The sequence below is a fragment of the Duganella rhizosphaerae genome (genome assembly GCF_040364205.1).
Classification (GTDB): Bacteria; Pseudomonadota; Gammaproteobacteria; order Burkholderiales; family Burkholderiaceae_D; genus Rugamonas; species Rugamonas rhizosphaerae.
Window position 1 is genome coordinate 110,941 of record NZ_BPWK01000007.1, and the last position, 13,176, is coordinate 124,116.

The following is a 13,176-nucleotide window of genomic DNA, read 5'->3' on the forward strand; positions in this document are numbered from 1 at the left end:
CGAAAAAATAAGGGGAAAACAATGGAAGTCAGCCACACCATCATCAATCTGATCATCTTCGTGCTTGCCATCTACGTCGGCTACCACGTGGTCTGGACCGTCACGCCGGCGCTGCATACGCCGCTGATGGCGGTCACCAACGCCGTCTCGGCGATCATCATCGTCGGCGCCATGCTGGCCGCTTCGCTGACCGAGGGCCTGATCGGCCAGGTCGCCGGCACCGTCGCGGTGGCGCTGGCCGCCGTCAATGTGTTCGGCGGATTCCTGGTCACGCAGCGCATGCTGGAGATGTTCAAGAAAAAAGAGCCGAAGGCGAAGCCTGTCGCGGCGGCCATCAAGGAGGAGCACGCATGAATTTCATCTCCATGAACCTGGTGACGATGATGTATCTCATCGCATCGGTATGCTTTATCCAGGCGTTGAAAGGTCTGTCGTCGCCGTCCACGGCGCGTACCGGTAATGCGTTCGGCATGTCGGGCATGGCGATTGCCGCCGTGACCACCATCGCGCTGATCCTGAAGCTGAAGGCGGAAGCCACGGCGGCAGCGGCGGCCGGCACTTCCGGCGGCATGGGCCTCGGCCTGGTGGCGCTGGGCGTGATCGTCGGCGGCGGCATCGGCGCGGTGCTGGCCAAGAAGGTCGAGATGACCAAGATGCCGGAACTGGTCGCGGCGATGCACTCGCTGATCGGCCTGGCCGCCGTGTGTATCGCGGTGGCCGCTGTGTCGGAGCCGCACGCTTTCGGCATCGCCGCCGTGGGCGAGGCGCTGCCGTTCGGTAACCGCATCGAGCTGTTCATCGGCACCTTCGTCGGCGCGATTACGTTCTCCGGTTCGGTGATCGCGTTCGGCAAGCTGTCGGGCAAGTACAAGTTCCGCCTGTTCCAGGGCGCGCCGGTCAGCTTCGCCGGTCAGCACATGCTGAACCTGATCCTGGCCATCGTCATGGTGGGCCTGGGCCTGGCGTTCTGCTTCGCCGGCGGTACCGAGCCGGCCTGGGTGCCGTTCCTGATCATGACCGCGATCGCGTTCGTGCTGGGCGTGTTGATCATCATCCCGATCGGCGGCGCCGATATGCCGGTGGTGGTGTCGATGCTGAACTCGTATTCGGGCTGGGCGGCTGCGGGTATCGGCTTCTCGCTGAATAACTCGATGCTGATCATCGCCGGTTCGCTGGTCGGTTCGTCCGGCGCGATCCTGTCCTACATCATGTGCAAGGCGATGAACCGTTCGTTCTTCAACGTGATCCTGGGCGGCTTCGGCGGCGCGCCGGTGGAGGCGGGTGCGGCGGGTTCGAAGGAACAGCGTCCGGTCAAATCCGGTTCGGCCGACGACGCGGCCTTCATCATGGCCAATGCGGAAAGCGTGATCATCGTGCCGGGCTACGGCCTGGCCGTGGCGCGTGCGCAGCACTCGCTGAAGGAACTGGTCGAGAAGCTGACCCACAAGGGCGTGACCGTGAAGTATGCGATCCACCCGGTGGCGGGCCGCATGCCGGGCCACATGAACGTGCTGCTGGCGGAGGCCGAGGTGCCGTACGACCAGGTGTTCGAGATGGAGGACATCAACGGCGAATTCGGCCAGACCGATGTGGTGCTGATCCTGGGCGCCAACGACGTGGTCAACCCGGCCGCCAAGGATCCGAAATCGCCGATCGCCGGCATGCCGATCCTGGAGGCGTACAAGGCCAAGAGCATCATCGTCAACAAACGTTCGATGGCTTCCGGCTATGCGGGTCTGGACAATGAGCTGTTCTACCAGGCCAATACGATGATGGTGTTCGGCGATGCGAAGAAGGTCATCGAGGACATGGTCAAGGCCGTGGAGTAGGGTTGAGCTACAATTCGTGATTCATAATTTGTGAACGGTCCGTTGGTGTTTGGCCGATTGATGGTGGGGTTGATGAAGCATACGATGGCTACATCAACCCACCTCAAGGAGTCTCACCATGAACCGCTTACAAAATAAAGTCGCCATCGTTACTGGCGCATCGTCGGGCATCGGCCGCGCTACCGCCAAACTGTTCGCCGCTGAAGGCGCACGCGTTGTCGTTGCAGCGCGCCGTCTGGCTGAATTGGAGTCGCTGGTGGCGGAAATCGTCGCCGACGGCGGCCAGGCCATCGCGCTGGCTGGCGATGTCACTTCCGAATCGTTCAATGCGCAACTGGTGGCCGCCGCTGTTGAAGCGTTCGGCCGGCTGGACATCGCTTACAACAACGCCGGCACGCTGGGCGAAATGGGCGCCACCACCGGCGTCTCGGAGCAGGGCTGGAGCGAGACCATCGCCGCCAACCTGACCAGCGCCTTCCTCGGCGCCAAGCATCAAATTCCTGAAATGATCAAGCATGGCGGCGGTTCGGTGATCTTTACGTCGACCTTCGTCGGCTACAGCTTTGCCTTCCCCGGCGTGGCGGCTTATGCGGCCAGCAAAGCGGGCCTGATCGGCCTGACCCAGGCGCTGGCTTCGGAGTACGGTCCGCAAGGCGTGCGGGTGAACTCGGTGCTGCCGGGCGCGGTCGATACGGCGATGTATCGCGATATGAACAACACGCCGGAATCGGCTGCCTTTGTCACCAACCTGCATGCGCTCAAACGCGTGGCGCAGCCTGAGGAACTGGCGCGCTCGGTGCTGTATCTGGCTTCGGACGACTCGTCCTTCGTCACCGGCACTGCTTCGCTGGTCGACGGCGGCGCTTCGATCACGCGGACTTGAGCGTAGATCAGCGCAGCGTACCTGTATGGGGTGGCGCTGCGCGCTCCTTCTGAAAAACCGTACTATTTCCGGTCTCTCTTTCCTTCTATTTTCCTTAATTCTTTTCTGATTTCCGTCCTTGGAAAATTAGAGAAGAAAATAGAGAAAACGAACGGAGAAGAGAGGGCGGAAATAGCGTGCTTGCTCCAAGGGAGCCGGCAAGACACCCCCGGTGTGTATTCTCAGGTCAACTGCGCTCAGGTCAACGTCGGCCGTACATCATCAACTCGGCCAGCACGCCGCGCGCGGGGCCGACCATGTCGATGGCGGCCAGCGACAGGCCCAGCAGCGCTTGCGCCGGCGAGTCGTTGGCGAAGATGCGGGCCATGGTGTCGGTCAGGCGCACGGTGGTGTTGCGGTCCTGGCGGCGCAGTTCGGTGAATTGCGCCAGCATCGTTGGGTTGGCGCCTTGCGCCAGCAGGCGCGCCAGCACGGCGACGTCGCGCAGGCCCAGGTTCAGGCCTTGTCCGGCCACCGGATGCAGCGTTTGCGCCGCGTTGCCGATGGCGACCGTACGCGCGCTGCTGCGCGGATCGGCGTTCAAGCCCAAAGGGAAGGCCAGCCGCGGCGAGGCGTGCGTGAAGCTGCCGACGCGTTCTCCAAACGCGGCGCCCAGTTCGGCCAGGAAGGCCGCATCGTCCAGTGCTTGCAAGCGCGCCGCCGTATCGGGCCGCACGCACCAGACCAGCGAATAGTCTTCGCCTTGCGGCAGCAGGGCCAGCGGGCCTTGTTCGGTAAAGCGTTCGTAGGCGCGGTGGGCGATCGGGCGGCTGCTGCGCACTTGCGCGATGATCGCGGTTTGCTGGTAGTCGCGGTGTTGGGCCTTGCTTTCCTGATCGCTGAACAAGCCACCTTCGGCCTGCACGACGATGGCGGCGGTGGCGCAGGCCGCGCCGGCGATGGTCAGCGCGACGGCGTCGGCGCTTTCATCGATGGCTTCAACGCGGGCGGGGCGCAGCGTGGCGATGCCGGCGCGTTGGCAGACCGCGCCCAGCGCCGTCACCAGATCGCCGTAGCGCAGGACGTAGCCGAGCGCCGGCAGTTTGTGTTCGTCGCGGTCGATCAGGCTGCGGCCGAACTGGCCGCGGCGCGACACGTGGATCTGGTGGATCGCGGTGGCGGCCACCGGCCATGCGCCGATTTCTTCCAGTATCTGCCGGCTGCCCCACGACAGCGCGATCGAGCGCGGGTCCTTGCTGGCTTGCTCCAGCGTCTTGGCGTCGATCAGGGCGATGCGTTGCGCCGGCATGCCGCGTTTGGACAGCAGTGCGGCGAGCGCCATGCCGGCCGGTCCCGCGCCGCAGATGGCGACATCAAAAGTTGTATCTGTCATTGCTGTTGCATCAGTTGTTCGATGTCGGCGACCGTCTTCGGCGCGGCGGCGCTCAGTATCGTGTAGCCGCCTTGCGTGACCAGCACATCGTCCTCGATGCGGATGCCGATGTTCCAGTATTCCTCCGGCACGCCTTCGGCCGGGCGCACATAGATGCCCGGCTCCACCGTCAGCACCATGTCCGCTTGCAGCGGGCGCGATGGCTTGCCTTCGGCCGCCGTGTCGCGGTACTGGCCGACGTCGTGCACGTCCATGCCCAGCCAGTGGCCGGTGCCGTGCATGTAGAACTGCAGATAGCTCTTGTTGGCGATGACGTCGGCGAGGCTGCCATGCGCGCCGGGGTTCAACAGCCCCAGATCGAGCATGCCTTGCGCCAGCACCTGCACCGCCGCCTCGTGCACGCCGGAATACGGCAGGCCGGGCGCGATCGCCTTCAGCGCCGCCGATTGCGCCGCCAGCACCAGTTCATACAGACGCTTTTGCGGCGCGCTGAAACGGCCGTTGATCGGATAGGTGCGGGTGATGTCGGAGGCGTAGCCATCGAGCTCGCAGCCGGCGTCGATCAGTATCAGGTCGCCGTCGCGGCTTGGCGCGTTGTTGGCGCTGTAGTGCAGCACGCAGGCGTTGGCGCCCGCCGCGACGATGGAGTTGTAGGCCGGCGCCTGCGCGCCGTTGCGGCGGAACTCGTACAGCAGTTCCGCTTCGATTTCGTATTCATACATGCCGGGCCGCGACGCGCGCATCGCCCGCGCGTGCGCCTGCGAGGAGATGGTGGCGGCGCGCAGCATGGTGGCCTGTTCGGCGGCGTCCTTGAACAGGCGCATTTCGTCCAGCAGCGGCAGCAGGTCGACCGCGCTGGCCGGCGGGCTGACGCCGGTGCGCGCCATGCGCCGCACGTTGGACAGCCACAGCTTGACCTGCGCGTCGAGGGCGCTGCCCAGCGCGTAGTACAGGGCCGGCGCGTCGGCCAGCAGCTTGCTGATTTCGCCGTCGAGGTCTTCGATGGGGTGGGCGGCGTCGAAGCCGAAGGCGGCGCGCGCGCCGTCCGGGCCGTGGCGGAAGCCGTCCCAGATTTCGCGTTCGACGTTCTTTTGCCGGCAGAACAGGATGGCGCGCGCCGGCGCATCGCCGCGCGCGGCCACCAGCACCAGCACGCTCTCGGGCTCGGCGAAGCCGGTCAGGTAGTAGAAGTAGCTGTCGTGGCGGTACAGGTATTCGCTGTCGCTGTTGCGCGCGACTTCGGGCGCGGTCGGCAGCACCGCCACCGCGCCGGGCGGCATGTGCGCCAGCAGGCGCGCGCGGCGGGCGGCGTGGGTTGGTATCCCGGCGTGCATCACTGCACGCCCTTGGCGGCCGGCAGGCGCATGGCCAGCGGCGCGTTGAGCAGGTCGAGCTGCTGCACGGTGCCGAGGTTGTGCCATTCGCCTTCGTAGACTTCGCCGCCGACCTGTTTTTTATCCGCGTAGGCGCGGATCAGCGGTCCCAGCTTGGCGTACTCGCCGGGCGCGATGCCGTCGAACATTTCAGGGCGGTAGACGCCGACGTTGCCGAAGGTCCATTTCGGCGAGCCTTCGTTGGTCAGCGAGTACATCGTCAGGCCGAAATCGCCCTCGGGGTGGAAGTCCGGGTTCGGCACCAGGTACAGCCAGCAGATGTCGCGCTGGTCGGCCGGGTAGGGATTGCCCCACATGTCCTTGTCGTGCAACACGTCCTTGACCTGCTCGAAGTCGAAGTAGGGCATGTAGATGTCGCCCGACACCGCCACGAACGGCTCCTCGCCCAGCAGGTGGCGCGCGGTGGCGATGCCGCCGGCGGTCTCGAGCGCGGTGCTCTCGTGCGAGTACATCAGCTGGGCGCCGAACTGGCTGCCGTCGCCCAGCGCCGCCTCGATCTGCTGGCCCAGGTGGGCGGTGTTGATGACGATCTCGGTGATGCCGGCCCGGACCAGGTTCAGGATATGCCAGACGATCAGCGGCCGGCCGCGCACCTTGAGCAGCGGCTTGGGCGTGGTGTCGGTCAGCGGACGCATCCGTTCGCCGCGTCCGGCGGCGAAGATCATGGCTTTCATGCGCGCCGCCTCAGAAGGTGTAGCCGACTTGCGGCTGCTTGTCTTCCAGCTGGTCGAGCAGGCGCACCAGCGGCCGCAGGTCCTTGTAGCGGCTGGCGGTCTTGCGCACGTAGTCCATCACGGTCGGCAGGTCGTTCAGGTACTGGGCCTTGCCGTCGCGGTAGTTCAGGCGGCAGAACAGGCCGAGGATCTTCAGGTGGCGCTGCAGGCCGGCGTACTCGAAGTCCTGGTAGAAGGCGTCGATGTCCTGGCTGACCGGCAGGCCGAGCGACTTGGCGTGCTGCCAGTAGCGGATCGCCCAGTCCAGCACCAGTTCCTCGTCCCACTGCACGTAGGCGTCGCGCAGCAGCGAGGCCAGGTCGTAGGTCATCGGGCCGTACAGCGCGTCCTGGAAGTCCAGCACGCCCGGATTGCCGGCGTCCATCCACATCAGGTTGCGCGAGTGGAAATCGCGGTGCACATACACCTGCTGCTGGGCGGTGACGTTGGCCAGGATGGCGTCGAACACCGCCTGCAGCTCGGCCGCCTGCTTGTCGCTCAGCGTGGCCTTCAGGTGCTGGCCGATGTACCACTCGGGGAACAGCTGCATTTCGCGCAGCATGAAGGCGCGGTCGTACTCGGGCAGCACGCCGGGCTGGCTGGTCAGCTGGAACTTGACCAGCGCCTCCAGCGCCTCGGCGTACATGGTCGAGGCGTTGTCGTGGTCCAGCACCTGCAGGTAGGTGGTCACGCCCAGGTCGGACATCAGCAGGAAGCCGCGTTCGTAGTCGGTGGCGACGATGCGCGGCACGCTGACGCCGGCATGTGTGAGCATTTCGTCAAGCTTGACGAAGGCCAGCACGTTCTCGCGCTCGGGCGGCGCGTCCATCACGACCAGGGTGGCGCCCAGCGCGGCTTGTTGATCGGGCAATACATCGACGCGGAAATAGCGGCGGAAGCTGGCGTCGGCCGAAGCCGGGCGCGCGCTGGCCACGTCGACCACGTTCAAGGTGGCCAGCCAGGCGGTCAGCTGCTGCAGACGCAGGTCTGGCGCGCCGCCGGAAGATGTATCGGAAGTTAAATTCTGTAATAAAGACATTAAGCGAGCCCTGGAAACCGGTGTTGGGTGAAGATTCCCATATAATAAGGGATTCAAATCAAAAAATCGCCTGCTATGGTGTTTCCTCCCTTCTTTTCATGAGTCGCATGCGCTGGCTACCGGCCCCCCCCACCTCCTCGCAACGCTGGGCTTACGCCCTGACTGCCCTCGTCACCGCCACGGCGGTGCCCAGCTACGCCCAGGGCGTGCCGCCGAAGGCGCGCGCGCCGCGCGTGGAGGACAAGAACGCGGTCACCACCATCCAGGCCGAGGACATCAGCGGCCGCCCCGAGCGCGAAATCACGCTGCGCCGGGACGCCGAGCTGGTCAAGGACAAGACCCGCGTCAAGGCCGATACCGCCTGCTACCGCCAGGTCGAGGACGAGGTCGAGGCCGAGGGCCATGTCAAGATCTGGCGCTTCGGCGACTATTTCACCGGCGACGAGCTCAAGCTGAACATGGACAGCGGCAAGGGCTATATGCTCAACCCCACCTACCAGCTGGAGGCCAACCACGCCCAGGGCAAGGCCGAGCGCATCAACTTCATCAATGAAGACGAGGCGGTGGTCGTCAACGGCACCTACAGCACCTGCCAGGGGCCGAACCCGGACTGGTACCTGCGCTCGAACACGCTGAACCTGGACTCGGGCCGCGACGTCGGCACCGCCGGCAAGACCATCATTTATTTCAAGGACGTGCCGATCCTGGGCACGCCGGCGATGTCGTTCTCGCTGTCGGGCGCGCGCCGCTCGGGCTGGCTGTCGCCGATGCCGGGCTTCGGCTCCAAGGGCGCGGCCGAGCTGACCGTGCCGTATTACTTCAACATCGCGCCCAACCGCGATTTGACGCTGTACCCGAAGATCATCCCGCGGCGCGGCTTCCAGCTGGGCGCCAACGCGCGCTACCTGGGCGAGACCGACGGCGGCCTGTACCAGGGCGAAACCTACCTGGAATACCTGCCGCACGACAAGCAGTACGTGCCGTCCACGCCGGGCGGCTCGACCGACCGCTGGACCATCCGCTCCAGCCACGCCCAGGACCTGACCAAGGACTGGTCGTACGGCTGGAGCATCCGCGCCGCCTCGGACAACAACTATCCGAGTGATTTCTCCAAGACCGTGTCGAGCTCGACCGAGCGCCAGCTGCTGCGCGAGCTGCGCACCGACTACCACGGCGACTTCTGGACGCTGACCGCGCGGGTGCAGAAATACCAGGTGCTGCAGGATCCGGAATCGACGATCGACCCCTCGCTGTTCGTGTCGCGCCCGTACGACCGGCTGCCGGCGATCAACCTCCACGCCGCCCAGTACGACGTGGCCGGCGGCTTCGACTGGGCCGTCGACAGCGAGCTCACGCGCTTCTACCACCCGACCCTGATCAACGGCACGCGGCTGGTGGCGATCCCGCAGCTGAGCTACCCGATCGTCGGCCCCAGCTACTTCGTCACGCCCAAGGTCATGCTCAACCTGGCCAGCTACCAGCTCGATTCCTTCGGCACGCAGGGCTCGGAAAACCTGTCGCGCGTGGTGCCGACGTTCTCGCTGGACTCCGGCCTGGTGTTCGAGCGCGACATCAAGTTCGGCCAGCGCGACATGACGCAGACCCTGGAGCCGCGCCTGTTCTACGTCAACACGCCGTACCGCGACCAGAGCAAGTTCCCGACCTTCGACACCGACGCCGCGACCTTCAACTTCAGCCAGATCTTCAGCGAAAACCGCTTCGTCGGCTCGGACCGCATCGGCGACGCCAACCAGCTGACGGCGGCGCTGGTGTCGCGCTTCCTTGACTCGGCCGGCGCCGAGACGCTGCGCCTGGCCTTCGGCCAGCGCTTCTACTTCCGCGACCAGCGCGTGCAGCTGGCCTCGACCACCCCGGTGGTCGATTCACGCTCGGACATGCTGCTCGCCGCCACCGGCCGCATCTCGGAAACCTGGGGCTTCGACAGCGCCGTGCAGTACAGCCCCAGCGAGAGCCGGGTGGTGTCGGGCAGCTACACCGTGCAGTGGTCGCCGGGCCAGAAGAAGGTGCTCAACGCCGGCTATCGCTACCTGCGCGGCAACTTCAAGAACATCGAGCTGTCGAGCCAGTGGCCGATCTTCCAGCGCTGGTACGGCGTCGGCCGGATCAACTACTCGCTGCAGGGCAAGAAGATCCTCGAGAGCCTGGTCGGGCTGGAATACAACGGCGACTGCTGGGTGTTCCGCATGGGCGCGCAGCGCTTCGTGACCACCCCGACCAAGGCGTCGACGCCGATCTTCTTCCAGCTCGAGCTGAACGGCCTGTCGCACCTGGGCGTGGGCAACCCGCTGGAAGCGATGAAGAACAGCATTCCCGGATATCAGCGTTTGAACGAAGGCTACGGCCGCTAAAGCAAGCCAACCCGGCGTCCGCCGCGCTGTCCAGGCAGCGGACGCTTTTTGATACTTTTACACCTGACTCATGAGCGTTCTTAAGATGAAGTTCGAAATGAAAATCCTCGCAGTCCTGTTGTGCACGGCCGCCCTGGGCGGTTGCAGCCTGTTCTCGAAGAAACCGGCGCCGGCCGCCGCCTCGGTGACGGCCGCGGCGCCGGCCGCCGCGTCCGCGCTCAACACCACGCCGGCCGCCGCCAGCGCCAAGGCGGTGGCCAAGGCCGACGGCAAGGGCTTCCTGCCGCCCGGCGAGTCGGGCAATGTGGCGATCGACTCGATCGTGGTGGTGGTCAACGACGACGTCATCACCCAGCGCGAGCTGGCCAACCGCATCAAGACCGTCACCGCCCGCATGAAGGCGCAGAACGTGCAGATGCCGGACCCGGCCGACCTGCGCCGCCAGCTGCTCGAGCGCATGATCGTCGAGCGCGCGCAGCTGCAGATGGCCAAGGAGATGGGCGTGCGGGTCGACGACCAGCAGCTCGACCGCGCCATCGGCCGCATCGCCGAGGCGCAGAAGCTGACCGTGCAGGACATGCGCAACCAGATGGAAAAGGACGGCACGCCATACGCCGCCTTCCGCGAGGATATCCGCGAAGAGATCATCATGCAGCGCCTGCGCGAGCACGAGGTCGACGCCAAGATCCAGATCTCCGAAGCCGAGGTCGACAGCTTCCTGGCCGCCGAGAAGGCCGCCGCCGCCGAACAGTTCGAGATCAACATCTCGCAGATCATGGTGCGCATCCCCGACAACGCCACCGCCGAAGTGATCGCCCAGCGCCGCGCGCGCGCCGAGGAAGTGATGCGCCAGCTGCGCACCGGCGCCGACTTCGCCAAGATGGCCGCCACCTATTCCGACGCCAGCGACGCCCTGCAGGGCGGCGTGGTCGGCTGGCGCCAGCCCGAGCGCCTGCCGCCGGTGTTCGCCGAGGCGCTGACCAAGCTCAAGCCGGGCCAGGTCACGCCGATCATCAAGAGCGTGGGCGCGTTCCACATTTTGAAGGCGGTCGACCGCCGCAGCCTGGCCGAGGCGCAAGCCGTGGCCGCGGTGCAGCAGTCGCACGTGCGCCACATCCTGATCAAGGTGACGCCGACCATGAGCGCGGCCGACGCCAAGCGCAAGCTGGCCGAACTGAAGGAGCGCCTGGACAACCACGCCGCCAAGTTCGAGGACCTGGCGCGGCTGGTGTCGAACGACGGCTCGGCCGCCAAGGGCGGCGACCTGGGCTGGCTGTATCCGGGCGACATCGTGCCCGAGTTCGAGACGGCGATGAACAACCTGAAGATCGGCGAAGTGAGCCAGCCGGTGGAAACCAGTTTCGGCATCCACCTGATCGAAGTGCTGGAGCGCAAGAGCGACGACGTCTCGAAAGAGCGCGAGCGCAACACCGCGCGCCAGGCCATCCGCGAGCGCAAGGTCGAGGAAGCGGCGGAGAGCTGGCAGCGCGAAGTGCGCGACCGCGCCTACGTCGAGTACCGCACCGACGACGGCGCCGCCGCCAACAAGTAAGCCACCAAGGAGAGCACGCGTGAGCGCCACTTTGCACACCGGGCGCAGCGCGCTGCGCCCCGCGATCGCCGTCACCGTCGGCGAGCCGGCCGGCATCGGCCCGGAGATCGCCATCCGCGCCGCCTGGGCGCGCCGCCACGAGGTCAACTGCGTGCTGCTGGGCGACGCCGCCTTCCTGGCGATGACGGCCAGCTACATCGATCCGGCGATCCAGTTGTCGGCGCTGTCCCTGCAGGCGGTGCGCAACGGCGGCCTGCCGCAGTTCGGCCCCGGCCGCATCAGCGTGATCGACGTGCCGCTGGCGGCGCACGTCGTGCCCGGCAAGCTGGACAAGGAAAACGGCCGCAGCGTGCTGGCCACGCTGGACGCCGCCATCGAAGGCGTGCGGGCCGGCTGGTTCGCGGCGGTGGTCACCGCGCCGCTGCAAAAGAGCACCATCAACGACGCCGGCGTGCCGTTCTCCGGCCACACCGAATACTTCGCCGACCAGACCGGCACCGCGCAGGTGGTGATGATGCTGGCCGGCCAGCCGCCGGCGCCGGCCGGCCAGCCGCTGCCGCCGCCATTGCGCGTCGCGCTGGCCACCACCCACCTGCCGCTGAAGGACGTCGCCGCCGCGCTGACCCGGGACGGCCTGGCGCGCGTGCTCGACATCATCGACCATGATTTGAAAACCAAGTTCGGCATCGCCTCCCCGCGCATCCTGGTGTGCGGCCTGAACCCGCACGCCGGCGAGGGCGGCTACCTGGGGCGCGAAGAGATCGACGTCATCGCGCCGGCCATCGCGGCGGCGCAGGCGCGCGGCATCGACGCCCGTGGCCCGTATCCGGCCGACACGCTGTTCCAGCCCAAATACCTGCAGGACGCCGACTGCGTGCTGGCCATGTACCACGACCAGGGCTTGCCGGTGCTTAAATACGCGACCTTCGGCCAGGGCATCAACATCACGCTGGGCCTGCCGCTGATCCGCACCTCGGTCGACCACGGCACCGCGCTCGACCTGGCGGAGCAGGGCCTGGGCCTGGCCGACTGCGGCAGCATGGCCGCCGCCATCGACACCGCGCTGGCCATGGCCGCCTCCACCTCACCTCTCAAATAAGAACAACCATGAAACACGTCGCCCGCAAACGCTTCGGCCAAAACTTTTTACACGATAAATACGTCCTCTCCAGCATCACCGAGGCGATCGCCCCGGCGCCGGACGACGCGATGGTCGAGATCGGGCCCGGCCTGGGCGCGATGACCGAGCAGCTGATGCGCACGCTGAAGATGATGCACGTCGTCGAGCTCGACCGCGACCTGGTGGCGCGGCTGGAAAAGACCTACAACCCGGCCAAGCTGACCATCCACGCCGGCGACGCGCTCAAGTTCGACTACGCCAGCATCCCGGTGCCGGCCGGGCAGAAGCTGCGCATCGTCGGCAACCTGCCGTACAACATCTCCAGCCCGCTGCTGTTCCACCTGGCGACGTTCGCGCCGCTGGTGCAGGACCAGCATTTCATGCTGCAAAAGGAAGTGGTGGAGCGCATGGTGGCCGAGCCGGGCAGCAAGACCTACGGCCGCCTGTCGGTGATGCTGCAATGGCGTTATGACATGCAGCTGCTGTTCGTGGTGCCGCCGGAAGCGTTCGATCCGCCGCCGAAGGTGGAATCGGCGATCGTGCGCATGATACCGGTGGCCCATCCGCTGGCGTGCGACGGCCCGACCCTGGAGGCGGTGGTGTTGAAGGCGTTCTCGCAGCGCCGCAAGGTGATCCGCAACTGCCTGGCCGGCATGTTCACCGAAGCGCAGATCGTCGAAGCCGGCATCGACCCGACCATGCGGCCGGAAACCGTGGGCCTGGCGCAGTACGTGGCGCTGGCCAACCTGCTCAAGTAAGCGCATAAAAAAAAAGCCCGCTGGTGAAAGCGGGCTAAATCCAATTCCTTTGCAAGAAGTGGAGGAGACAAATGAAGTATGCTGCGGCGCGGCATATAACGCAAGTTTATTTTTCGAATATCGAACATCACGATAACGTATAACTCT

At 65.9% G+C, this 13,176-nt stretch carries 11 protein-coding genes; 7 read left to right on the forward strand and 4 right to left on the reverse strand.

The features are described from left to right. Window positions 1–21 precede the first annotated feature (21 nt). The 3 genes from RUGAMON1_RS16600 (at window position 22) to RUGAMON1_RS16610 (ending at window position 2,712) form a co-directional block, all read left to right on the forward strand. Window positions 22–354 (forward strand): NAD(P) transhydrogenase subunit alpha part 2, encoded by a 333-nt coding sequence (locus RUGAMON1_RS16600; RefSeq protein ID WP_217942466.1) that lies wholly within the window; start codon window positions 22–24, stop codon window positions 352–354. Further along, window positions 351–1,829: an NAD(P)(+) transhydrogenase (Re/Si-specific) subunit beta gene (locus RUGAMON1_RS16605; protein ID WP_445231541.1), complete on the forward strand. Its 1,479-nt coding sequence runs from the start codon at window positions 351–353 to the stop codon at window positions 1,827–1,829. Before RUGAMON1_RS16600 ends, RUGAMON1_RS16605 begins: the two co-directional genes overlap by 4 nt. A 118-nt stretch (window positions 1,830–1,947) precedes the next feature. Next, window positions 1,948–2,712 (forward strand): SDR family oxidoreductase, encoded by a 765-nt coding sequence (locus tag RUGAMON1_RS16610; RefSeq protein WP_116991978.1) that lies wholly within the window; start codon window positions 1,948–1,950, stop codon window positions 2,710–2,712. A gap of 241 nt (window positions 2,713–2,953) precedes the next feature. Here the strand turns inward: RUGAMON1_RS16610 and RUGAMON1_RS16615 are convergent, their stop codons facing one another. The 4 genes from RUGAMON1_RS16615 to RUGAMON1_RS16630 are packed head-to-tail and all read right to left on the reverse strand — an operon-like array spanning window position 2,954 to window position 7,230. Next, window positions 2,954–4,084, reverse strand: coding sequence for a UbiH/UbiF/VisC/COQ6 family ubiquinone biosynthesis hydroxylase (locus RUGAMON1_RS16615; RefSeq protein WP_445231542.1), 1,131 nt, complete (start codon window positions 4,082–4,084; stop codon window positions 2,954–2,956). Continuing rightward, window positions 4,081–5,418 (reverse strand): aminopeptidase P N-terminal domain-containing protein, encoded by a 1,338-nt coding sequence (locus RUGAMON1_RS16620; protein WP_445231543.1) that lies wholly within the window; start codon window positions 5,416–5,418, stop codon window positions 4,081–4,083. The genes RUGAMON1_RS16615 and RUGAMON1_RS16620 overlap by 4 nt, the downstream gene beginning before the upstream one ends. Beyond that, window positions 5,418–6,152 carry an N-acetylmuramate alpha-1-phosphate uridylyltransferase MurU gene (gene murU, locus RUGAMON1_RS16625; protein ID WP_445231544.1) on the reverse strand — a complete coding sequence of 245 codons (735 nt, stop codon included), beginning with the start codon at window positions 6,150–6,152 and terminating at the stop codon, window positions 5,418–5,420. The genes RUGAMON1_RS16620 and murU overlap by 1 nt, the downstream gene beginning before the upstream one ends. 10 nt (window positions 6,153–6,162) lie before the next feature. Then, complete coding sequence (locus RUGAMON1_RS16630) at window positions 6,163–7,230, reverse strand: aminoglycoside phosphotransferase family protein (protein ID WP_445231545.1); 1,068 nt, start codon at window positions 7,228–7,230, stop codon at window positions 6,163–6,165. A gap of 107 nt (window positions 7,231–7,337) precedes the next feature. On the opposite strand from RUGAMON1_RS16630, the gene RUGAMON1_RS16635 reads away from it, so the two are divergent. From RUGAMON1_RS16635 to rsmA, 4 genes are all read left to right on the forward strand, one after another. Continuing rightward, on the forward strand, window positions 7,338–9,599 hold the full coding sequence (locus RUGAMON1_RS16635; RefSeq protein WP_445231546.1) for an LPS-assembly protein LptD: 2,262 nt from the start codon (window positions 7,338–7,340) through the stop codon (window positions 9,597–9,599). 97 nt (window positions 9,600–9,696) lie between these two features. Next, window positions 9,697–11,151, forward strand: coding sequence for a peptidylprolyl isomerase (locus RUGAMON1_RS16640; RefSeq protein WP_445231547.1), 1,455 nt, complete (start codon window positions 9,697–9,699; stop codon window positions 11,149–11,151). 19 nt (window positions 11,152–11,170) lie between these two features. Beyond that, window positions 11,171–12,250 (forward strand): 4-hydroxythreonine-4-phosphate dehydrogenase PdxA, encoded by a 1,080-nt coding sequence (pdxA, locus tag RUGAMON1_RS16645; protein WP_445231548.1) that lies wholly within the window; start codon window positions 11,171–11,173, stop codon window positions 12,248–12,250. Window positions 12,251–12,258: 8 nt separating this feature from the next. After that, window positions 12,259–13,029: a 16S rRNA (adenine(1518)-N(6)/adenine(1519)-N(6))-dimethyltransferase RsmA gene (gene rsmA / locus RUGAMON1_RS16650; RefSeq protein WP_445231549.1), complete on the forward strand. Its 771-nt coding sequence runs from the start codon at window positions 12,259–12,261 to the stop codon at window positions 13,027–13,029. Window positions 13,030–13,176: the final 147 nt, after the last annotated feature.